The sequence below is a fragment of the Flavobacterium sp. N2038 genome, from assembly GCF_025947185.1.
In the GTDB taxonomy this organism is placed as follows: Bacteria; Bacteroidota; Bacteroidia; order Flavobacteriales; family Flavobacteriaceae; genus Flavobacterium.
Genome location: NZ_CP110001.1, coordinates 2,761,113 through 2,781,902, shown reverse-complemented (window position 1 = coordinate 2,781,902; position 20,790 = coordinate 2,761,113). Strand labels below are relative to the sequence as shown.

Genomic DNA, 20,790 nt, shown 5'->3' with positions numbered 1-20,790 from the left:
ATTTCGCACAAAGCATAAATTATCTAATTATCAAATTATCTCATTTTCTAATTATGTAGTTTTCCAGTTGTTTTAAGGTAATTCTTCCTTCGTAAATTGCTTTCCCAATGATTGTTCCTTCGCAGCCTGCTTCGGCTAATTTTGGTAATTCATCGAAAGTTGAAATTCCGCCTGAAGCAATTAACTTTACGCCGCTTGCTTCGGCTAAAATTTTGCTGTATAAATCAAAACTTGGGCCTTGAAGCATTCCGTCTTTTGCTATATCAGTACAAATTACATACTGAATCCCTTTACTTTGATAATCCTGAATAAATGGGATTAATTCTTCATCTGAATCTTCTAACCAGCCTGAAACAGCAATTTTTTCGTCTTTTGCATCAGCTCCCAAAATGATCTTTTCAGAACCATATTCAGAAATCCATTTTTCAAAAATTGCTCTGTTTTTTACTGCAATACTTCCGCCGGTAATTTGGTTTGCACCACTTTCGAAAGCAATTCTCAAATCATCATCCGATTTTAATCCACCCCCAAAGTCTATTTTTAAACTGGTTTGTGACGCAATTTGTTCTAATATTTTATAATTGACAATTTTGCTTGATTTTGCGCCGTCAAGATCTACTAAATGCAGATATTCAATTCCGTGCGCTTCAAATGATTTTGCTACTTCAAGCGGGTTTTCGTTGTAAATTATTTTGGTATCATAATCCCCTTTGGACAAACGAACGCATTTTCCGTCAATGATATCTATGGCTGGTATTATTCTCATTTTTGTTTAGTCTTAAAGTTTGAAAGTTGAAAGTCTTAAAGTCTTTTTGATTCTCAAAAACTGTTATTTTAATTGAAATTGATTTTTGATATTTCAAATTGGATTTTGGAATTTAAATATTGGAATTTAATTTAAGAAAGTTCCCTAGTATTTTCTCCCCAACATCACCGCTTTTCTCTGGGTGAAACTGAGTTCCGTAGAAATTATCTTTTTGCAAAGCCGATGCATATTCAACATCGTAATTGGTTGTTGCAATAGCTTCCGCGCATTTTGGAGCATAAAAACTGTGAACCAAATACATGAATTCATTTTCTGAAATTCCTTTAAACAAATCCGTTTTTAAATCATAAATCTGATTCCATCCCATTTGTGGTACTTTTACGTTGTTTGAAAATTTCAAAACATCAACATCAAAAATACCCAGACCTACTGTATTTCCTTCTTCGGTTTTATTACACATTAACTGCATTCCGAGACAAATTCCTAAAACGGGTTGTTTTAATTGCGGAATCAGGTTATCCAGGCCACTTTCACGAAGTTTAATCATTGCTGAACTCGCCTCGCCCACGCCAGGAAAAATAACTTTATCTGCCGACTGAATTTCTTCAGGATTATTACTCAAAACAGCCTTAAAACCCAATCTTTCAATAGCAAACATAATGCTCTGAATATTTCCTGCTCCGTAATTTATGATTATTATTTTCATTTTATTTAGTCTTAAAGTCCAAAGTCTAAAGTCTTAAAGTCACTTTTGACATCCATAGTTTGGAAATCTTTTGACTTTATGACTTTCAACTTTTGACTTAATTAAAGCATTCCCTTTGTCGAAGGCAAAATCATTTTTTCTGTATCTCTTTTTACTGCTACTTTTATCGCTTTTGCGAAAGCTTTAAAGATTGCCTCTATTTTGTGATGCTCGTTAGTTCCTTCTGCTTTTATGTTTAAATTGGCTTTTGCTCCGTCTGTAAACGATTTAAAGAAGTGATAGAACATTTCTGTTGGCATTTTACCCACCATTTCACGTTTAAATTCAGTTTCCCAAACCAGCCAGTTTCTTCCTCCAAAGTCAATTGCTGCCTGTGCCAAACAATCATCCATAGGCAGACAGAATCCGTAACGCTCGATTCCTAATTTATTTCCTAATGCTTTTGCAAAAACTTCACCTAAAGCAATTGCTGTATCTTCGATGGTGTGGTGTTCATCGACTTCTAAGTCACCTTTTACAAGAATTTCAAGATCCATTTGACCGTGACGTGCAATTTGATCTAACATGTGATCGAAAAACGCAATTCCGGTTTCAATTTTACTTTTTCCGGTTCCATCAAGATTCAAATTGATGTAAATATCCGTTTCGTTTGTTTTGCGTGTAATGGATGCCGAACGCGCTTCTAATTTCAAAAACTCGTAAATCGTTTTCCAGTCCATGGTTTGCAAAGCTATCGTTTCGTTTAATTCTTCCCGTTTTAACGAAATTTCATTACTTCCAAATCCATCAGTATTATTCATGAAAATGGCTTTTGCACCAAGATTTTTAGCAAGCTCAACATCGGTTAAACGATCACCTAAAACAAATGAGTTTGCCAGATCATACTCCGGATTATTTAAATATTTTGTCAACATTCCCGTTCTTGGTTTGCGTGTTGGCGCATTTTCTTCCGGAAAAGTTCGGTCTACAAAAATTTCATCAAATATTACTCCTTCATTTTCAAAAGCTCTTAGAATAAAATTTTGCGTTGGCCAAAACGTATCTTCAGGAAAACTATCTGTTCCAAGTCCGTCCTGATTGGTTACCATTGCTAATTCGTAATCTAATTCATTGGCAATTTTAGCCAGATATTGAAACGCTTTTGGATAAAATTCCAATTTATCCAAACTATCCAATTGTAAATTTTCAGGTTCTAAAACGATCGTTCCGTCACGATCGATAAAAAGTACTTTTTTCATGCTTTATATTTTTTTTCTGCCACAGATTAAAAAGATTAAAATGATTTCTTTAGCCACGAATTCCACAAATTTTCACTAATTTAACTTGTGTTAATTTGTGTAATTCGTGGCGAAAAATAAGACAAACAAAATAAAAAAATAATCCGTTCAATCTGTGTTATCTGTGGACTATCTCTTTCTTATTTTAACAACTTCAATTCTTTAATCAAAACGGCGTTTTCTTCTTCTGTTCCAATTGTAAAACGAAGACAGTTCTCGCATAATGGCTGTGTTGTTCTGTTACGAATTACGATTCCTTTCTCGATTAACTGATCGTATCTTTTGTTTGCGTCATCTACTTTTACTAAAACAAAATTGGCTTCAGTTGGATACACTTTTTCAACAAAACTAACTTCAAGTAAAACTTTAAGTAATTCTTCTCTTTGCTTAATTATAGAGGTTATTTCCTGTTTTATTTTTTCTGAATCTCTTAAACGTTCAATGGCTCTTTGCTGTGTTAATTCGTTTACGTTGTAAGGCGGTTTTATTTTATTTAATACCGAAATTACAGCTTCTGAAGCGTAACAAATTCCTAAGCGAATTCCGGCCAAACCATAGGCTTTTGAAAGCGTTTGTGTAATTACTAAATTTGGGTAAGTATCAATTTCTGCCAGCCAGCTTTCTTTCTCAGAAAAGTCTATATATGCCTCATCAATCACAACCAAGCCACTAAAATTTTGAAGTAATTTAATCACGCTTTCATCAGAAAATGAATTTCCTGTTGGGTTATTTGGGGAACATAAAAAGATTATTTTTGTATTGTGATCTACTGCTTTCAGAATCTTTTCAATCTGAGGCTGAAAATCAGTTGTTAAAAGAATTTCTCTGTTTTCTACTGCATTTATGTTTGCCAGCACTCCATACATCCCGTATGTTGGCGGTAACGAAATAATATTATCTTTTTTTGGTTCGCAAAAAGCTCTAAAAAGTAAATCTAAAACTTCATCACTTCCATTTCCTAATAAAATCTGACTTTGTTTTGTGTTATTGTTTTTAGCCAAAATTGCTTTAACCGAATTCTGTTGCGGATCCGGATAACGGTTTACTCCATTTTGAAACGGATTTTCATTGGCATCCAAAAAAATCATTTCGGCTGTATCAAAATCCTCAAATTCATCCCTAGCCGACGAATATGGTTTTAATGATTTTACGTTTTCACGTGTAATTGTGTTTATATCGAATTTCATTTCTTTTGTTTTTTGGAATATAGAAAATAGAGTAAAGAAAATAGACTTCTCATCTTTAGTATTTTTCTATATTCTTTACTCTGTACTCTTTACTCTTTATTCTTTGCTCTATCTTCTCTATTCTAAACTCTTTAATCTCAACGTTACAGCATTCTTATGCGCCTGTAAACCTTCAGCTTCTGCCATAATTTCAATTGCCTTTCCAATCTTTTGAATTCCTGTTTTTGAAATTTTCTGAAATGTCATTGATTTCATGAAACTATCCAGATTTACACCGCTGTAATTCTTAGCATATCCGTTTGTTGGTAAAGTATGATTGGTTCCTGAAGCATAATCTCCTGCGCTTTCCGGTGTATAATTCCCAATAAAAACGGAGCCTGCATTTACGATTCCGTTGCAGTAAAAATCATCATATTCGGAACAGATAATAAAGTGTTCCGGTCCGTATTCATTGATTAAATCCAATGCAACCTGATCATTTTCAACATAAATTAATTTAGAATTTTCAATTGCTTTTTTCGCGATTGCTTTTCTTGGAAGTATCTCCAACTGTGACTGAATTTCTTCTTCTACCTCATTAATCAATTTTCTGGAAGTCGAAACTAAGATTACCTGACTGTCTGTACCGTGTTCTGCCTGTGATAATAAATCTGATGCTACAAACGCAGGAACAGCAGTTTCATCTGCAACAATTAGTAATTCTGATGGACCTGCCGGCATATCAATCGCCACGCCAAACTGAGTCGCCAATTGTTTTGCTACGGTAACAAATTGATTTCCTGGTCCGAAAATTTTATATACTTTTGGTATAGATTGTGTACCAAATGTCATTCCCGCAATAGCCTGAATTCCTCCTACTTTCAAAATTTTGGTTACACCGCATAAATTAGCCGCATATAAAATAGCCGGATTTATTTTTCCGTTCTTATCAGGTGGTGAACATAAAACGATTTCTTTGCAGCCTGCAATTTCAGCTGGTACAGCCAACATTAAAACGGTAGAGAACAAAGGTGCTGTTCCGCCCGGAATATATAAACCAATCTTCTGAATTGGTCTTTTTTCCTGCCAGCAATTTACGCCTTCAACTGTTTCTATTGAAATTCTGTCTGTTTTTTGAGCACTGTGAAATTTGTAAATATTTGATTTTGCAAGTTCAATTGCTTCTTTTAGCTCATTTGGAATCAATTTAATTGCTTCTTCTATTTCGTTTTCAGAAACTTCGTAATTGTCTAAACTTATTCCGTCAAAGATTGAAGTGTATTTTGCTACCGCTTCATCTCCTTTTTTCTGAACTTCTTTAAAAATTTCTTTTACTGTAACTTCAATGTCATCAATTGTTTGTGTTGGTCTTTTTAATATTTCTGACCAGATTTCTGGTTTTGGATTGTCTATTTTATTCATAATATTTTCAATATTAAATTCCAAATTTCTAAAATCCCAAATTCCAATTCTTTATTTTAAAAATCAACGCTAAGCTTGGAATTTGGAATTTAAAAATTGAATTTTCTTTTTATAGTACCATTTTCTCAATTGGGCAAACCAGAATTCCTTCTGCACCTACTTCTTTTAACTGATCGATTACATCCCAAAAAGTGTCTTTGTCAATTACTGAGTGAACACTGCTCCAGCCCTCTTGTGCGAGTGGTAATACAGTTAAACTTCTTAAAACCGGAAGGATTTTTCCAACTGCATCAATTTTATCGTTTGGAACGTTCATTAAGATATATTTCGAATTTCTGGCTCTTAAAACGGCCTGAATTCTGAATTTTAAAGTGTCGATGTGTTTTTGAATTTCCGGAGAAACTTTTGGTGAAACTGCCAAAACTGCTTCGCTTTTCAGAATAACTTCAACTTCTTTTAGATTGTTTTTGAATAAGGTGCTTCCGCTTGAAACAATATCTACAATGGCATCGGCAAGACCAATGTTTGGAGCGATTTCTACAGAACCTGAAATTTGGTGAATGTCTACTGTAAGTCCAAAAGAGTTAAAATACTCATTTACGGTATTTGGGTATGAAGTTGCTACACGCAAACCGGCTAAATCCTGAACTGAGTTGTATTCAAAAGCTTTAGGAACGGCTACAGAAACTTTGCATTTCGAAAATCCTAATTTTTGGACTACTTCAATTCCTTTTCCTTTTTCTACTAAAAGGTTGTCACCAACAATGGCTAAATCTACGACTCCGTCTATTAAGTATTGCGGAATATCTGAATTTCTTAAATATAAAACTTCAAGGGGGAAATTTGAAGCTTCGGCTTTCAGCTGATCGATTCCGTTGTTGATTGAAATACCACAATCTTTTAGAATCTGAATGCTGTCTTCGTTTAAACGACCTGATTTTTGAATTGCAATTTTTAAAGTACTCATTTTTTTAGTTGTTTGTTGAATTAATAGTCTGAGTACAAAGAATTGGAATAAAAAAACCCGTTTGATGTACTCAAACGGGTTTTAAAATATGATGATTTACACGCATACCATTAACACATCGCCTGAGAGCAATAATGAAAATGATGATGATGTAATTGATTTGAAATCATGTTTTGGGTTGTTTTATAATTCTTTGATTCGGTTGCAAATATACTAGTTAATTTCATAAAACAACAAATTTTAATATAACTTAACGATAGTTTATTGTTAAAAAATAGCAAAGAGCCTGTTTTTACTGGTAATTTTTAATTTACGATAACGTTTTAATATTATCCGGAAAACTTAAAATCACCGTTGTACCTACTTCCAGCTCGCTTTCGATTTTAAATTTAATGTTTAGTAATCCTGTTATTCGTTTTACAATTGACAAACCTAATCCTGTTCCTTTTATTTGTGGATGATCTGTTGAGTTAGATCTGAAAAACGGATTAAAAATCGATTCTAAATCTGCCTTTGCAATTCCAATTCCGTTATCTTCAATTTTGCAGATTGTTTTATCATTTTGTTTTGTAAGTGAGATCGAAACCTGGCCACTCTCATTAGAATATTTAATAGCATTCGAAATTAAATTTCTTAAAACCGTTATGATTAAAAAATTATCTGATTGAATATAATAATCCTGTTGAGCATCAAATTTAACGTTAATTCCCTGCTTATTTATTTTCTCAGAATTTAAAGTTAAAACATCTAATAATATTGAATTCAAATAAACAGATTCTATATTTATGCTTTGCTTTTGGTTTTCAAAACGAGCCATTAAAAGAAGCTGATCTACCAATGTATTAAGATGATCTACTTCATTAATACAATAGTTTATTTTTTCTTTATACTCACTTGTATCTCTGGGTTTACGTATTAACACCTCAAGTGTTCCTTTAATAACGGTTAACGGCGTTCTTAATTCGTGTGATGCATCAGAAGTGAATTGTTTTTCGCGTTCAATGGCATCCTCAATTCGATTTAAAAGACTATTTATGGTTTTTGAAAGTGTATATAATTCGTCGCGGCTTTTGGGCAAAGGAATCCGCGTCTTCAGATTATCTTTGGTAATAATTTTTGAAGTATTTATTATTGCATTTATTGGTTTTATACTACGCCCGGCAAAGAATCTGGCAATAAAAAACAGCAAGAATAAAATGGCAAGAAATGAAAAACTCATGATATCAAACAAATTGTTGAGTACCATTTTGGAATCTGCCAGTGACATTGCAACAATTATATAGCCAATTTTTTTATTTTGAATATGTAGCGGAACCTGAATTTGTCTAATGGCGTTCTCCCCCATTTTGGTATCAAACAACTTATAATCTTCTACTGAATCTTTAAATTCCAGTGTCTCTGTTTTTAAATTGGGTGCTTTTTCGATAATTCGCTTGTTCAAATCTAAAAATTCGACAAAAACTGGGTTTACATCAACGGTATTGTGCTCACGTTCACTCCATTCTTCTTCATCAATCAAAATCACTTTGCCTTTCTCAACTTTGATTTCTTTAAGATGATTCTGAATTTCAATATTAATATTTTCATCTATATGGCTGTAAACAGTATGTTTTACAATAGAATAGATGGCTGAAAAGACGACTAATATTAATAATCCTGTGGTAATAATATAGTTTAATGCAATTTTATTTTTAAAGGAAAGTTGTATCATTTATAAGTCGTTTGCGATATAACCGATACCGCGGATTGTTTTGATGTAGTCTTCTTCAATTTTTAAATTGAGTTTTTTTCTGATGGCATTCATAAAAACGTCAATGACACCGGTATCATATTCAAAATTGATTTCCCAGACATCTTTCAGTATCTGATTTCGTGTACAAACTTTTCCTTTATTTTGAATTAAATAGGTAAGTAATTCAAATTCTCTTTGAGTAAGAGCGACTTCTTCGTCATTTTTAAGAACAATATGCTTTGTTAAATCGATAGTAATTGTTCCCAGGGTTAGTTTTTCAGTTCCTTTTTTATTTCTAAAATGAATTTTGATTCTTTCAACCAATTCTTCAAAGCTAAAAGGTTTTTTTATATAGTCATTTGCACCTGCTTTCAGCCCTTCTATAGTTTCCTGAACCGTATCTTTTGCCGTTAGAAAAATAATTGGGGTTGTGTGATCTTTGATTCTGATTGCTTTACAAAGGTCTAAACCATTAATTTTAGGCAGCATCCAGTCTAACAAGATTAAATCAAATTTATGATTCTGAATTAATTCAAAACCTTTAGAACCATCATTTGCCGTTGTAATCTGGTATCCTTCTTCCTGCAATCCCTGCTGCAAAAATTGTACAATACCCAGTTCATCTTCAACTATTAAAATATGCATCTATTTTTCTTTTGATTTATAATTGTTTTTAAAGCTTTTGTTTGTCAAAGATAAAAATTTTCAGGCTTAGAAATTACTATAAACCTTTAGAATTAACCAATTTAATCATCTTAAGTAAACATTAAGTTAACACTAAGCAAGGTAAAAGCATAACTTCATCTTTTGCTAATTAATGCAAATTAATTTTGTAAAAAATTAAATACCATGGCTTTTTACAAAAAAATGTCCCCTTTTTACAATCTAGCTCTGTTTTACTTTGCAGTTAGTTTTTTGCTACGAATGGTTTTGTTCTTTCATCCCATAACACAAACATCGTTTAGTATTCTTGAGAGTTTGAAAATCTTTAGTTTAGGTCTTCTTTCAGATTTCTTTGTTTTTGTTGTTGCCAGTAGCTTTTTATGGCTATATCTAATTTTTATTTCAAATTCAAAATATTATAAGCCTTACGGATATATCATATTAGGTGTTTTTGCTGCTTTATTTCTTTATGTAGCATCAGGAAAAAGTATTTTTGACGAATATGGCGGTGCATTGCCCCGAATTGTTCTCATTTTTATAGGTCTTAAAACACTTCTTTTTTCTCTTTTACTTTTTCTTCCTAAACTAAGAGACAAGATTAGATTCTGGTTATTTGCTTTTGTTATTTTTCTTTATGTCTTATTGATACTTCAGAATGGTTTAAGCGAATACTTTTTCTGGAATGAATTTGGAGTAAAATACAACTTTATTGCTGTAAACTATTTAATTTATACTAATGAAGTTATTGGTAATATTATGCAGTCATATCCTGTTATACCAATATTTTCTGCTCTTTTTATCATTACTTCAATTGTGACTTATTTTATTCTCCAAAAATCTAAAAACTATCTCAATGATATCCCTGATTTTAAAGAAAAAATCAAAATTTCAGGTGTTTATATCGTTTTGTTTTTGGTTTCTTTATTTGCAATTCCAACTTTGGCAAAAACGGAGAATTCTAAGAATGTATTTGTAAATGAGTTGCAGGCAAATGGAATTTATAAATTCTATCTGGCTTTTCAGAATAACAAATTAGATTATTTCAAGTTTTATAAAACATTGCCAAATCAAGAGGCTTTTGCCATTCTAAAGCAACAATTCCCTGGAATTACAGGAGAAAACACCAATCGTAAAATTACCGGGGATTCTACTGAAAATAGAAAAAATGTAGTTCTGATCACGATTGAAAGTTATAGTGCCGATTTTATGAAGGCTTACGGAAATGAGCAAAGTATTACACCCTTTTTGGATAGTTTGGCTCAAAAAAGCTTGCAGTTTACCAATTTGTATGCTGCAGGAAACAGAACCGTTCGCGGACTTGAAGCTGTAACATTGTGTTTACCTCCAACAGCCGGAGAAAGTGTGGTAAAAAGAGAAGATAATAAGAATAAATTCTCTACAGGAAATGTATTTAAAGAGAAAGGATACAATGTAAACTTCATGTACGGCGGAGATGCTTTTTTTGATAATATGCAGGACTTTTATTCTGGAAACGGATATAAAATTGTAGATAAATCTAGTTTTTCTCCGGAGGAAATTACATTCTCTAATGTATGGGGAGTTTGCGATGAAGATATGTACAACAAAGCAATAAAGGTAATCAACGCTGAATCTAAAGATAATAAACCTTTCTTTAATCATATTATGACGGTGAGTAACCACAGGCCTTTTACTTACCCAAATAATAAAATTGATATTCCGGGAGACATTAAATCCCGTGATGGTGGGGTAAAATATACGGATTATGCTTTGAAAAGATTCTTTGCAATGGCGAGTAAACAGTCTTGGTTTAAGAATACTGTCTTTGTAATTGTTGCAGATCATTGTGCGTCAAGTGCCGGAAAAACAGAACTTCCGTTAGACAAATACAGGATTCCTGCTTTTATTTACACGCCAAATGGTAAACCTGCAAAATACACGCAATTGATGTCGCAAATTGATGTAATGCCTACTCTTTTTGGTCTATTGCATTTTAATTACGACAGTAAATTTTTTGGTCAGGATGTTCTAAAACCTGATTATAAGCCTAGAGCTCTTATTGCTACTTATCAGGATTTAGGATTGATAAAAGATAATGTATTAACCATTTTATCACCTAAACAACAAGTAAGACAGTTTGCTTTGAAGCTTAAACCAAAACCAGGAGTTGCTCCGGAATTTCAGCTTAATTATGATGAAACACCTTTAAAAACAGTGAGAACTGATTTGATAAATGATGCCGTTTCTTATTATCAGTCGGCATCTTATATGCTTAAAGAAAAAAAGTATCAAAAGTAAATTTTAGCTTTGCTAAAATAACGATATAAAAAAGCCTCAAATTTCAATAATTTGAGGCTTTTTTATATTTAATATTTATTTCAGAAATTTTAAACTTGAAATAAAATTGAGTTTAGTCGTTTTGATTTCTCATTCCGAATAGATCTCCTTTTTGGTATAGTTTTAAATCTTCCTGCAAAGAAGTAAAGTTTCTTTGTGTAACAGCAGGTGCATCTAAATCACTCAAATCTGGTTTTCCGGCATTTACCCATGCTGTGTACCAAAAACTTGCAGTTGCAGTAATGGCTTTTCTCATTTGATTTTCAACCATTCCGTTTAAATCTTTGTGAAGTTTTGCAGAATATTCGTCAGAGAATTTTGGAGTATTGTATTTAGTTTTAATCACTTTTCCATCAGCATCCATCTCAAAAACTTTGTTTTCAGGAGTTGAAGTTCTTAATTTCTTATCGATATCAAGCAAAGGCTGAACCAAACTATGTGTATCATTGATCATATCCCATGTTGCTTTATGAACATCTGGATAATAAGTTGCCTGCGGAACATTTAATTTGTAGTTTTTAGCAAATAATTCCGGTAATCTGCTTTCCCAAAGTGAGTGAATTCCTTTTTGATCACTCAATTGTCCATCATGATTTGCAGAGGTATGCAATGGCATGTGTGCATCACCAATATAATGTCCTAAATCTGCAGCAAGAAACAAAATTTCGGCTCTGTTTTTCTCTTTAAAAGCTTTAGTTAACTTTACCATCATATCTTCGATATACCAAGGTAAAATTCCGTTATCGTTCAAAAACTTAGCTTCATACTTTTTCTTTGCCGCTTCCATAGTTTGTGGAATACTGTCTACTGGACCAAAGTTTTCCATATCAAAATAGTGTCTTGGATTTTCGTCCTTATAGTTTAAAGCATATTTACGAATGTCCGGAACAGAAGCTTCCTGTGTAATAAAGTCGATGTGATTGTAAAAGAAAACCTGAACCGATTTTGGTAAAGCCATCACAGCAGCTTTATTAATTCTTTCATGGCCTACAATTCCCCATGACAAAGTAAAAAAACCAACAATTATAGCAAAAAAGGCAATTAATTTTGGTTTCATTTTAAAGTTTTTCATTTGATTTTTTATTTGAGGGGTCAAATTTACCTTATTTTATAGATAATTCAAAAGAGAACCATTTAAGATTGTTAAAATTTTTCTATTTTAAATTTTTGAAGTAAAAAAGTGCCATCTTTTTAAATTGAACGTCAGGGCAATTACCTATTTTTGTACTACTTTTTATATAAAATTTTTATTCATGCGCCTTAATTCTTTTTACCTGCTCTTTATTCTTTTTACCACTTTTAGCCATGCTCAGGAAGAACCGGATGTTCTGTTGAAAAATGTAAGTGATACCATTCTTAACACCAAAAGAACGCTTAAAATGGCTGATCCTCTTAATGATATTAAAGTGATGCAAAAGTTGTTTCCGGGAAAATTGTATAATCTTGCCGACAAAAACACTTTTGTAAGCTGGAATTGTAAAAGCTGTAAACCGGCGCCTTTTCCTGATGTTAATGAAGTTGAAGGAGATCAGTTATTTCCATACGAACGAGGTGTTGCTACAAGACTTCTTTCCAGTATTGATTATGCTGATTCTAAAGGAAATCAATTTAGAATTCTCACATTTAATCATTCTCAATATGACGAAGATGGCTTGCAGACAGGTCGTTTTTCCGGTGGATTATTAGGCATTGCTAAATTTGCTAAAAACGGAAACTCATGGGAAATGAGATCTTTTCAGCCTGCTGTTGCAGCATTTGGATCTTTTGCGCAGTGTCCAACTCCAAAACTTGTTCAGATTGGAGAAGATCAGTATGCGTTATCACTTGTACATGCTAATGGCGGCCCAGGAGCCCCATATAGTGCTTATTTATATCTTATCGCAGGGTTTGATGGCAAATACCAGTCTTTGATGGAAGTGGGTTATTATGCTTTATCAAATAGTGTAAGTTCAAATTGGTCAGGTTCATACACTGTAGTTACTGATAATAACAAAAAGTTTTTCAGAGACTTTGTTATTACAACGACCGGTTCGTACAAAAAAGCCAAAGGTACAGAGGATGATTTTGAAGTTGATTTGCCTGAAGAACTGGCAACACTGGCAAAAACTAAAAAGCAATTTAACTTTGTGATTGAAAGACATTTTTCTTTTAGTGGTAAATGGTATAAAACTGTAGGTAAACCAGTTGTGAAATTTTCGAATATAAAGTAGATTTTTAAAATTTTCCAAAATTTAGAAGCCAAAGATTTCAAGTGATACAACTGAAATCTTTGGCTTTCTATTTACGGTTAAAAGCAGATTATAAACAGCGAAGTTACAGCGATAAATATCCACAGCAGAACTCCTTGTAGTAAAGGCTTCACTCCTACTGATTTTAAAGTATTAATGTTTAAAGTTGCACCAATTAAAAATAAGGTAATTGTTAAGCCAATTTTAGCAAGATGTACAATACTCCCTGAAAACATTGATACTGATGGCACATAAGAATTAATAAGCATTGCAACGACGAACAATCCGATAAAATATGGAATTTTGATTTTTGCTGTAGCACCTCCGCTTTTATTTTTGAAGGTGAATGCCGCTAAAAGTGATATCGGAATAATCCACAATGCTCTGGCTAATTTTACCGTTGTAGCAACCTGTAATGCTTCTACACCATATTTATTTGCTGCTCCTACAACAGAACTTGTATCATGAATCGCAATGGCACACCATAATCCGAATTCTTTTTGAGACAAATCAAACTGATGACCAATAAACGGAAATGCAAATAAGGCTATTGAATTTAATATAAAGATGACACCTAAAGCAATTGAAGTCTCATTTTCATTGGATTTAATTACGGGAGCGATTGCTGCAATGGCACTTCCTCCGCAAATTGCAGTTCCGCAAGAGATTAAGTGCGATGTTTTTCTTTCGGTTTTCAGCCATTTTCCTAATAATAAACCAAAAATAAGCGTACTAAAGATGGAGAATACCGTTAACAGAAAACCTTCTTTTCCTACTGAGACTGCGCTTGCGACATTCATACCAAATCCCAGACCAACAACAGAAAACTGCAGTAAAAAGGAAATCGCTTTACCGTTGAATTCAACAAATGGATTTCCAAAAACATTCACCAGAATAACACCAAATAATAAAGCAATTGGCGGAGAGATTACAGAAAAAAGACACAGTACAATGATACCGGCAAAAATGGCCAGTTGTAAATAATAATTAACTTCTAATAGTTGTGACGATGTGTGATTTTTAGTTTTCAAAATAAAGATATTTGATATTTGTTCTGCAAAGTTCGCCCCTTTAAATTGAAACCGCCAATCGTAAAATACGATCGGCTATAACTTCATGTTATAATAAGATGACATGTTTTGAATAAACATCTCTGATAATGCATCGGATTTTCCCATTAATGTAATAACGTAAAAATATCGCTCAATGGATAGATTTGCAATATCCAAAACCATTAATTCGTTATTTTTTAGCTCTTTACCCACTGCATGAATGGACATAAAAGCAAAACAATCTGAATTTAATAAATACGATTTTATACTTTCTGTACTACCCAATTGCATTTCGATTTGTAAATCTGCTAAGTTCAGATTTATATTTTTCAAAGCATATTCTATAACTTCAAGTGTACCTGACCCTCGCTCACGGGTTATAAATTTCATTGATTTTAAATCGTTTACAGAAACTTCATTCTGTTTTGCAATGGGATTTTTACTGCTGCATACTAAAACCAATTCGTCTTTTAAGAACTGAGTATATTTAATGGATTGATTTTTTGATTGTCCTTCTACAATTCCAATTTCGATTTCTTTATTGATTAGAGCGGTTTCAATTTGTTCTGTGTTTCCGTTTAATAAATTGACTTTTATATCTTTTTGTTTTTGATGGAAACGTGCCAAAACTGGAGAAATAATATACTGAGAAATAGTAGTACTTGCTCCCAATCGCAATGAACCCTGACGCTCGCTAATAAATGAACTCATTTCAAAATCGATCTCGCGATATATTTCAAGTATATTTTTGGTATGCTTTAAAAGAATTTCTCCGGCTGATGTCAAAGCAATTTTAGAGCCGTTACGTTCAAAAAGTTTAGTTTTATACTTTTCTTCCAGCTCCTGAATGTGTTTTGAAACGGCAGGCTGCGAAATATACAACTCTGTGGCCGCTTTAGTGAAATTAAGGCGAAGTGCAACGGTATAAAATACTTTTAGCCTAAAATCCATAATCATAAATTTTTAATTCGTAATCCACTTTCTTCTGTAATATTTTTTACAATAAAATAATTTAAAAACTTATAACAAAAGTTCAGGTCGATACTCAAAATGCATGGTGTCATAATGTTTCCAATTTCCTCCCCAAATAAAGCCATATTTTTCAAAAATTGAAACTAGCTTGAGAGGAATTTGATTTCTATACGAAAGAGTAGCTTCTTCATTTTTACATTTACAATCCCATTGCCAATAATTGGAAATTTTGACATTAATATCTATTGTCATTCCATAACTATGCATACTTAATCGGTTTGTTCCTGAAATTTTTCTCCAACTAAATGTACCTCCAATAGCATTAATATATTTTTTAAATTCCGGATTATTATCTAATTCTGCCGAGAGTTTTTTTACTATTTTATCAATTCCATTTACGCTTGTTACTTTTATTTTTTGATTAACTAATTTTGGACACCAAATAATTTCAGTCATTTTTGATTCAACTTCTGATTTTGAATTTCCGTAAATTTTCTTAAAAAAAGCTTCATTTCGAATTCTTCCTGCATCATCCTTTGGAATTAAATTCTTATTTGCTTTATTATAAACATACTTAAATTGATCCTCAATATCAGGATTATCTAACAATTCTTGATTCGTTTTATTTTTAAAATCATCATAAATCAAAATTGATTTATCACTAAAAATAATTTTATTGTCTTTATAACCAACAATTTGATCTGGGTATGCTTTAATTAATTTTTGAACATTCAACGGTATTTCTTGAGAAAAAGCATTTTGAAAAATAAGGACTAAAAAAAAGAATCGTTTCATTTAAAAACGTTTTAATTGTGAGGAACTAAAAGTCCATTCGGGTGTTTTCAGAGAGGTTCCAAAATCGATAGTATACCAAGGACCCAATGAGCTATTATTTGGGTTTTTCAATATTTGAATTTCCTGTGCTGGCATATAGCTTTGTGCCAAAAGCATAATTTTTTGGTTATTTTTTGGATTCACAGCTATATCAACCACAATAACAGCGTGACCTGGAAAGCCTCCTTTTATAAAAACATCTCCTATTTTTATGTCTAAAACATTAATTGGTTTGAGTTCTTTTTCTAATGAAGCCGTTCCTGCATACATAAAGACCTTCTCTAAGTATTTCCAATAGGTTTCATAACTGTCAGATGGTTTTGCAGTTTTAACCCAACTGGTTTTGTTGCCTTTAATTGCAATTCTGTAACCTGCGGCCCATTTACTAAAATCAGCCCGAAAACCATTCGTGAAATTAAAATGTATGTTATCGTACTGTTTTTGGCTATAAAAATAATCCGCGCGTAAACGCATCACGGCATCAGCACATTGATGTAAATCCTGTTTTCCAATGGGTAAATCCACAACTCCTTCATAAACGTTTCTGTTTAATTTTATAGTACCGTCAAAATACAAAACATTTGAACCCGAAGGTTTTAACGGAAGATTTCTCAAAAAATATCCAAATGAAGTTTTAGATTCCTCTTGTCTTACAAATCCCTGAGGCACTTGAAAACGTTGATTAATCGTGTTTTCCAAAAGATTGCTTTTGTTGGCATTATTTGTCTTTGAAAATGAAAAAAGACAAAAAATTACCATCGAAATTGCTACAATAAACAAGAATTTAACTTTCATAATTTAGACTTTTAATTGATAACCACTAGATTACAAAAAGCTGGAAGGAATTCGATTATATTTTATCACAATAATCCGTTATATTTTCTAACAAACCATTCTGTCGTCAATAAAGCAGCAATTAAAATTAGCAACCAAACCCAGTCAATTATTGGAGTTTTGGTGGTTACATTCTTTTCTATTGATTTGTATTCTTTATTTTCTAAAAGTGTATTGATCAGATCTTCTTCCTGATTTTCGAAGAAAGCTTTTCCATTGGTTTGTAATGCCAATTGTTTTAGTTTTAAAACATCCGGATTTACAAATTGTTTCTCAATATCAAAATCCAGAATTTCAAAATGACTGGAATACGAAGTATTAGAATTTAGTTCTTTTACCGTAAAATTATACTTTCCTGCTGCTAATCCGTTCAGATTGGCCGAAAAAGAATTATTTCCTTTTAATAAATCGTAGTTTTTACTTTGTTTTGTTTCGGCATTTGTCACGGTAATTGTAAGTCTTGCTTTTTCGTCAAACTCATAATTTTTGTTGAAATACTGCGCATTTATAATGATTTCGTCCCCTGAATTATAGAAACTCTCATGTGTAACTACTAATGATTTTTTGGAGGCCGAAGTGGCTAAATACTGAATTATTTTATCTATAAATACATCGTATTTTTCAAAGCTCTGATTATCGATATGGCTTTGTAAACGCCATTTCCAGCTGTTTTCTCCTAAAAGAAAAGCGGTTCTTCTTCCCTGATTTTCGGCGAAAGCCAATAAAGGCGCATTGGTAGAAACGTTTCTGATTTTAGACGACAGCAAAACAGATACATTTCCGTTAGTTGAAACATTTCCGAACAAATTTTGAAGCGGTGGAAAATTCTCGAAACCTATATTATCTATTGCAAAGGAATTAAACTGAGATTGAAATTCAGATAAATAATCTTCAATTTGTCCGCTCATTTTAAAAACCAGATTGTTTTGCTGTTGATTTAAATAATTAAAATCGGTGCTGTTTCCGGTGATAATAAACGTATTTCTTCCTGCATTTTTATTATTATCAAATACTGCTTTAAAAGCGCTTGTTGGTTGATATAAAACCAAAACAGAAGCTTCTTGTAACTGATTAATATCATTTGGTTTAACCAAGATTACTTTACGCTGTGCATTAACTTCTATTGCTCGTTTTAAAGCGGCAATATCAGGATGATTTATTGCTGAAACTATCGCGATTGTAGATTTTTGATCGATAATTTCAACAGCAAAATTTTTAATATTGTTATAGCTATTCTTCTCTTTTGCATTTGAAGAAATGTTTGCTCTGAAAATCTGCAATCCAACTTTATCAGCCGGCAAAAGTAAATTTACTGTGGCCGTTTTTTTTGACGGAGAAAAAGAAACTTTCTCTTTTGCTACAATTGAATTCCCCTGTGAAATAGTAAAATCGGCAGCTGTTGTTTTGTCCCCTGCGTATTGAAGAAAAACTTCGACCGGAAATTTATTTTTATGAAAAGCGTACTTATTAACGTTGAGCTGATTGATTTTTAAATCAAAAAATGTGGTTGTATCTCCCACAACCAAAGGATAAACTTTATTGACAGGATCAAATCGATATACATAGTCGTTTCCTGTAGTCTGATTTCCGTCTGTTATAATCACAGTTGGAAAAACCAGGTTTTTATTGATGCTTTTTAGATTCTTGGCTACTTCATCAAGATTGGTTTGTTTTCCTTTAAAATCGAATTTGTCATAGGGTTTAAAATCGGTATCAAATTGATAGGACTGTATTTCAAATTTCTCTTTTAGGGCCGGATTTGAAATTAGTTTTTGATACAATTCGGCAACTTTTTTATCTGATTTTAAAGCCTCTATAGAACTTGAATTGTCTACAGCAATTGCCAAAGGTGTTTTTGTGATTTCGAGAGAACTTTTGGATATAATTGGATTTATAAGCAAAACCAATAAACCGAATATGGCCAAAAAACGTAAAAAAGCCAAAAACCAAATCAGATTTGATTTGTTTTTGGCTTTAAAAAAATATTGAAAATACGACAACCCACCCGCTATTACTAAAGAAAGTAATAATAATAAAATCGTGTTTGTAGTCATATATATTTAATGATTGTAAGATTTAATAATTCAAAGATTCCAAAACAAAACCTTTGAACCTTTGTAACTTAGTCCCTCAGTACCTTACTAGGTAAGCATTCCTCCACAAACATTAAGAACTTGTCCTGTAACGTAAGCACTCATATCTGAAGCTAAGAAAAGACATGCATTTGCAACATCTTCAGTAGTTCCGCCACGTTTCAACGGAATTCCGTCTCTCCATCCTTTTACTACATCTTCAGGTAATTTTGCAGTCATTTCAGTTTCAATAAAACCAGGAGCGATTGCATTGCAACGAATATTACGAGATCCTAATTCAAGCGCTACAGATTTAGTAAAACCAATTGCACCGGCTTTTGAAGCTGCATAATTAGTTTGTCCTGCGTTTCCTGATACTCCAACTACTGAACTAATATTGATAATAGAACCAGCGCGTTGTTTCAAAAATGTTTTCTGAATCGCTTTTGTCATATTGAAAACAGATTTCAGGTTAACATCAATTACCTGATCAAAATCGGCTTCAGACATACGCATCAATAAGTTGTCTTTTGTAATTCCGGCATTGTTTATCAAAATATCAACAGTTCCAAAATCAGCTAAAACAGCATCAACAAAAGTTTGAGCTTCATTAAAATCAGCTGCATTAGACTGGTATCCTTTTGCTTTAACTCCTAAACTATTTAACTCTGCTTCAAGTGCTTCTGCAGAAGCAGCAGATGAACTATATGTAAATGCTACGTTTGCACCGTGTTTAGCAAAAACTTCTGCAATTCCTTTTCCGATTCCGCGGCTAGCGCCCGTAATGATTGCTACTTTTCCTTCTAGTAATTTCATATTAAGGTATTCGTTTTTATTTTTTGAAATACAAATATAGATTATTTGGGCGTTTAATAAAATTTGTAATATAAAAAATGGTTTGTTACGTCACTTTTCTTACGGGTTATCACACAAGAAATAATACTAGAATGTATTTTAAAATTTAGTAAACAAAAAAATACCGCTTTACGAAATAAAGCGGTATTTGGTGATTTAGATTAGCATTGTGAAACAGTTCCGTCAGGCAAAAGCATAGGTTTACATGGCACTGGTACTACTGGCTCGTAAATATCCGCACAAGGGTAATTTGGGTAATTTGCCGGATTTGCACCTACTGGAGCCCAATTTCCGTCACTGCAAACGGGATGAACTCCAGTCCCTCTTCCAAAAATGTACTTTTGCCCTTCTTTTGAAAGAATTTCTGTGCCTTTAAAATTTAAAATTGTTTTTAGCATAATGATTAAATTGTTTGATGTTTGTATACTCAATACTTTTTTTGCCTGTTGAGTTTTCAGACAGAATTTTAACTTAAATCGTTAATTATCAATTATAAAAATAAGAAAATATTTCTTTTTTATGGAATAAATAACAAGATTTTATTTTCAAATTTTAGATAAAAAAAAGCAGCTCTAATGAGCTGCCTTTTCCTCCAAAATTAAAAACAAAACTAAAACTAGTAAATATCATTTTGTCTTGTTGCCAAAAAGACGATTACTAATAATAATGCCATAATCAACATTCTAAAAATTGAAGATTGAAACTTTTTTGTATCATTAAGTTTGTCTTCTCTTTTCTGTTTTATGAGGTTAAAAATCATTGCCGGAATAATTACTGCAAGAGACAGATATAAAAAGTATCTGTTATATTCTCTGTAAAATTGGGATATTGCGATTAATACTAATCCCCATATAAAAAAGATAATATTTGTTGCTGTAAAATATTTTTTCATAATCTGTATGTTAAGAAGAAAGTGTCTCAATCCGGA

At 32.3% G+C, this 20,790-nt stretch carries 19 protein-coding genes; 2 read left to right on the top strand and 17 right to left on the bottom strand.

The window, feature by feature from the left end:
* Positions 1-40: 40 nt before the first annotated feature.
* From hisA to OLM51_RS12355, 8 genes are all read right to left on the bottom strand, one after another.
* Positions 41-766 (bottom strand): 1-(5-phosphoribosyl)-5-[(5-phosphoribosylamino)methylideneamino]imidazole-4-carboxamide isomerase, encoded by a 726-nt coding sequence (hisA, locus tag OLM51_RS12390; RefSeq protein WP_264550924.1) that lies wholly within the window; start codon positions 764-766, stop codon positions 41-43.
* Between the two features lie 112 nt (positions 767-878).
* A complete protein-coding gene (gene hisH, locus OLM51_RS12385; RefSeq protein ID WP_264550923.1) occupies positions 879-1,472 on the bottom strand; it encodes an imidazole glycerol phosphate synthase subunit HisH in 594 nt (197 codons plus the stop codon).
* A gap of 101 nt (positions 1,473-1,573) precedes the next feature.
* Positions 1,574-2,710 carry a bifunctional histidinol-phosphatase/imidazoleglycerol-phosphate dehydratase HisB gene (gene hisB, locus OLM51_RS12380; RefSeq protein WP_264550922.1) on the bottom strand — a complete coding sequence of 379 codons (1,137 nt, stop codon included), beginning with the start codon at positions 2,708-2,710 and terminating at the stop codon, positions 1,574-1,576.
* Positions 2,711-2,889: 179 nt separating this feature from the next.
* Positions 2,890-3,936 carry a histidinol-phosphate transaminase gene (gene hisC, locus OLM51_RS12375; RefSeq protein WP_264550921.1) on the bottom strand — a complete coding sequence of 349 codons (1,047 nt, stop codon included), beginning with the start codon at positions 3,934-3,936 and terminating at the stop codon, positions 2,890-2,892.
* Positions 3,937-4,053: 117 nt separating this feature from the next.
* Complete coding sequence (gene hisD / locus OLM51_RS12370) at positions 4,054-5,337, bottom strand: histidinol dehydrogenase (RefSeq protein ID WP_264550920.1); 1,284 nt, start codon at positions 5,335-5,337, stop codon at positions 4,054-4,056.
* 109 nt (positions 5,338-5,446) lie between these two features.
* Positions 5,447-6,304 (bottom strand): ATP phosphoribosyltransferase, encoded by an 858-nt coding sequence (gene hisG / locus OLM51_RS12365; RefSeq protein WP_264550919.1) that lies wholly within the window; start codon positions 6,302-6,304, stop codon positions 5,447-5,449.
* A 310-nt stretch (positions 6,305-6,614) separates the two neighbouring features.
* On the bottom strand, positions 6,615-8,015 hold the full coding sequence (locus OLM51_RS12360; protein ID WP_264550918.1) for a sensor histidine kinase: 1,401 nt from the start codon (positions 8,013-8,015) through the stop codon (positions 6,615-6,617).
* The gene (locus tag OLM51_RS12355) at positions 8,016-8,681 is read right to left on the bottom strand and encodes a response regulator transcription factor (protein ID WP_264550917.1); all 666 of its coding nucleotides are present in this window, start codon (positions 8,679-8,681) and stop codon (positions 8,016-8,018) included.
* Between the two features lie 204 nt (positions 8,682-8,885).
* Here OLM51_RS12355 and OLM51_RS12350 point away from each other — a divergent pair, with 204 nt between their 5' ends.
* On the top strand, positions 8,886-10,976 hold the full coding sequence (locus OLM51_RS12350; protein ID WP_264550916.1) for an LTA synthase family protein: 2,091 nt from the start codon (positions 8,886-8,888) through the stop codon (positions 10,974-10,976).
* A 112-nt stretch (positions 10,977-11,088) separates the two neighbouring features.
* On the opposite strand, the gene OLM51_RS12345 is transcribed toward OLM51_RS12350, so the two are convergent.
* Positions 11,089-12,087 carry a zinc dependent phospholipase C family protein gene (locus tag OLM51_RS12345; protein WP_264550915.1) on the bottom strand — a complete coding sequence of 333 codons (999 nt, stop codon included), beginning with the start codon at positions 12,085-12,087 and terminating at the stop codon, positions 11,089-11,091.
* A gap of 181 nt (positions 12,088-12,268) precedes the next feature.
* Here OLM51_RS12345 and OLM51_RS12340 point away from each other — a divergent pair, with 181 nt between their 5' ends.
* Entirely contained in the window at positions 12,269-13,225 is a 957-nt protein-coding gene (locus OLM51_RS12340; protein WP_264550914.1) for a hypothetical protein, read from the top strand.
* A 77-nt stretch (positions 13,226-13,302) separates the two neighbouring features.
* Here the strand turns inward: OLM51_RS12340 and OLM51_RS12335 are convergent, their stop codons facing one another.
* The 8 genes from OLM51_RS12335 to OLM51_RS12300 form a co-directional block, all read right to left on the bottom strand.
* Positions 13,303-14,274 carry a YeiH family protein gene (locus tag OLM51_RS12335; protein ID WP_264550913.1) on the bottom strand — a complete coding sequence of 324 codons (972 nt, stop codon included), beginning with the start codon at positions 14,272-14,274 and terminating at the stop codon, positions 13,303-13,305.
* A 75-nt stretch (positions 14,275-14,349) separates the two neighbouring features.
* Entirely contained in the window at positions 14,350-15,246 is an 897-nt protein-coding gene (locus OLM51_RS12330) for a LysR substrate-binding domain-containing protein (protein ID WP_264550912.1), read from the bottom strand.
* 69 nt (positions 15,247-15,315) lie between these two features.
* On the bottom strand, positions 15,316-16,062 hold the full coding sequence (locus OLM51_RS12325; protein WP_264550911.1) for a M15 family metallopeptidase: 747 nt from the start codon (positions 16,060-16,062) through the stop codon (positions 15,316-15,318).
* A complete protein-coding gene (locus tag OLM51_RS12320) occupies positions 16,063-16,896 on the bottom strand; it encodes a DUF4846 domain-containing protein (protein WP_264550910.1) in 834 nt (277 codons plus the stop codon).
* Between the two features lie 65 nt (positions 16,897-16,961).
* A complete protein-coding gene (locus tag OLM51_RS12315; protein WP_264550909.1) occupies positions 16,962-18,989 on the bottom strand; it encodes a hypothetical protein in 2,028 nt (675 codons plus the stop codon).
* 87 nt (positions 18,990-19,076) lie between these two features.
* The gene (fabG, locus tag OLM51_RS12310) at positions 19,077-19,823 is read right to left on the bottom strand and encodes a 3-oxoacyl-[acyl-carrier-protein] reductase (RefSeq protein ID WP_073481292.1); all 747 of its coding nucleotides are present in this window, start codon (positions 19,821-19,823) and stop codon (positions 19,077-19,079) included.
* Between the two features lie 200 nt (positions 19,824-20,023).
* Positions 20,024-20,260, bottom strand: coding sequence for a hypothetical protein (locus tag OLM51_RS12305; RefSeq protein WP_264550908.1), 237 nt, complete (start codon positions 20,258-20,260; stop codon positions 20,024-20,026).
* Positions 20,261-20,478: 218 nt separating this feature from the next.
* Positions 20,479-20,754, bottom strand: a complete 276-nt coding sequence (locus OLM51_RS12300) for a hypothetical protein (protein ID WP_264550907.1) — start codon at positions 20,752-20,754, stop codon at positions 20,479-20,481.
* Positions 20,755-20,790: the final 36 nt, after the last annotated feature.

What these genes read in the sequence shown, in the direction of transcription:
- hisA (WP_264550924.1), bottom strand. Translation starts at nt 766, where the DNA reads ATGAGAATAATACCAGCCATAGATATCATTGACGGAAAATGCGTTCGT.
- hisH (WP_264550923.1), bottom strand. Translation starts at nt 1,472, where the DNA reads ATGAAAATAATAATCATAAATTACGGAGCAGGAAATATTCAGAGCATT.
- hisB (WP_264550922.1), bottom strand. Translation starts at nt 2,710, where the DNA reads ATGAAAAAAGTACTTTTTATCGATCGTGACGGAACGATCGTTTTAGAA.
- hisC (WP_264550921.1), bottom strand. Translation starts at nt 3,936, where the DNA reads ATGAAATTCGATATAAACACAATTACACGTGAAAACGTAAAATCATTA.
- hisD (WP_264550920.1), bottom strand. Translation starts at nt 5,337, where the DNA reads ATGAATAAAATAGACAATCCAAAACCAGAAATCTGGTCAGAAATATTA.
- hisG (WP_264550919.1), bottom strand. Translation starts at nt 6,304, where the DNA reads ATGAGTACTTTAAAAATTGCAATTCAAAAATCAGGTCGTTTAAACGAA.
- OLM51_RS12360 (WP_264550918.1), bottom strand. Translation starts at nt 8,015, where the DNA reads ATGATACAACTTTCCTTTAAAAATAAAATTGCATTAAACTATATTATT.
- OLM51_RS12355 (WP_264550917.1), bottom strand. Translation starts at nt 8,681, where the DNA reads ATGCATATTTTAATAGTTGAAGATGAACTGGGTATTGTACAATTTTTG.
- OLM51_RS12350 (WP_264550916.1), top strand. Translation starts at nt 8,886, where the DNA reads ATGGCTTTTTACAAAAAAATGTCCCCTTTTTACAATCTAGCTCTGTTT.
- OLM51_RS12345 (WP_264550915.1), bottom strand. Translation starts at nt 12,087, where the DNA reads ATGAAAAACTTTAAAATGAAACCAAAATTAATTGCCTTTTTTGCTATA.
- OLM51_RS12340 (WP_264550914.1), top strand. Translation starts at nt 12,269, where the DNA reads ATGCGCCTTAATTCTTTTTACCTGCTCTTTATTCTTTTTACCACTTTT.
- OLM51_RS12330 (WP_264550912.1), bottom strand. Translation starts at nt 15,246, where the DNA reads ATGGATTTTAGGCTAAAAGTATTTTATACCGTTGCACTTCGCCTTAAT.
- OLM51_RS12325 (WP_264550911.1), bottom strand. Translation starts at nt 16,062, where the DNA reads ATGAAACGATTCTTTTTTTTAGTCCTTATTTTTCAAAATGCTTTTTCT.
- OLM51_RS12320 (WP_264550910.1), bottom strand. Translation starts at nt 16,896, where the DNA reads ATGAAAGTTAAATTCTTGTTTATTGTAGCAATTTCGATGGTAATTTTT.
- OLM51_RS12315 (WP_264550909.1), bottom strand. Translation starts at nt 18,989, where the DNA reads ATGACTACAAACACGATTTTATTATTATTACTTTCTTTAGTAATAGCG.
- fabG (WP_073481292.1), bottom strand. Translation starts at nt 19,823, where the DNA reads ATGAAATTACTAGAAGGAAAAGTAGCAATCATTACGGGCGCTAGCCGC.
- OLM51_RS12305 (WP_264550908.1), bottom strand. Translation starts at nt 20,260, where the DNA reads ATGCTAAAAACAATTTTAAATTTTAAAGGCACAGAAATTCTTTCAAAA.
- OLM51_RS12300 (WP_264550907.1), bottom strand. Translation starts at nt 20,754, where the DNA reads ATGAAAAAATATTTTACAGCAACAAATATTATCTTTTTTATATGGGGA.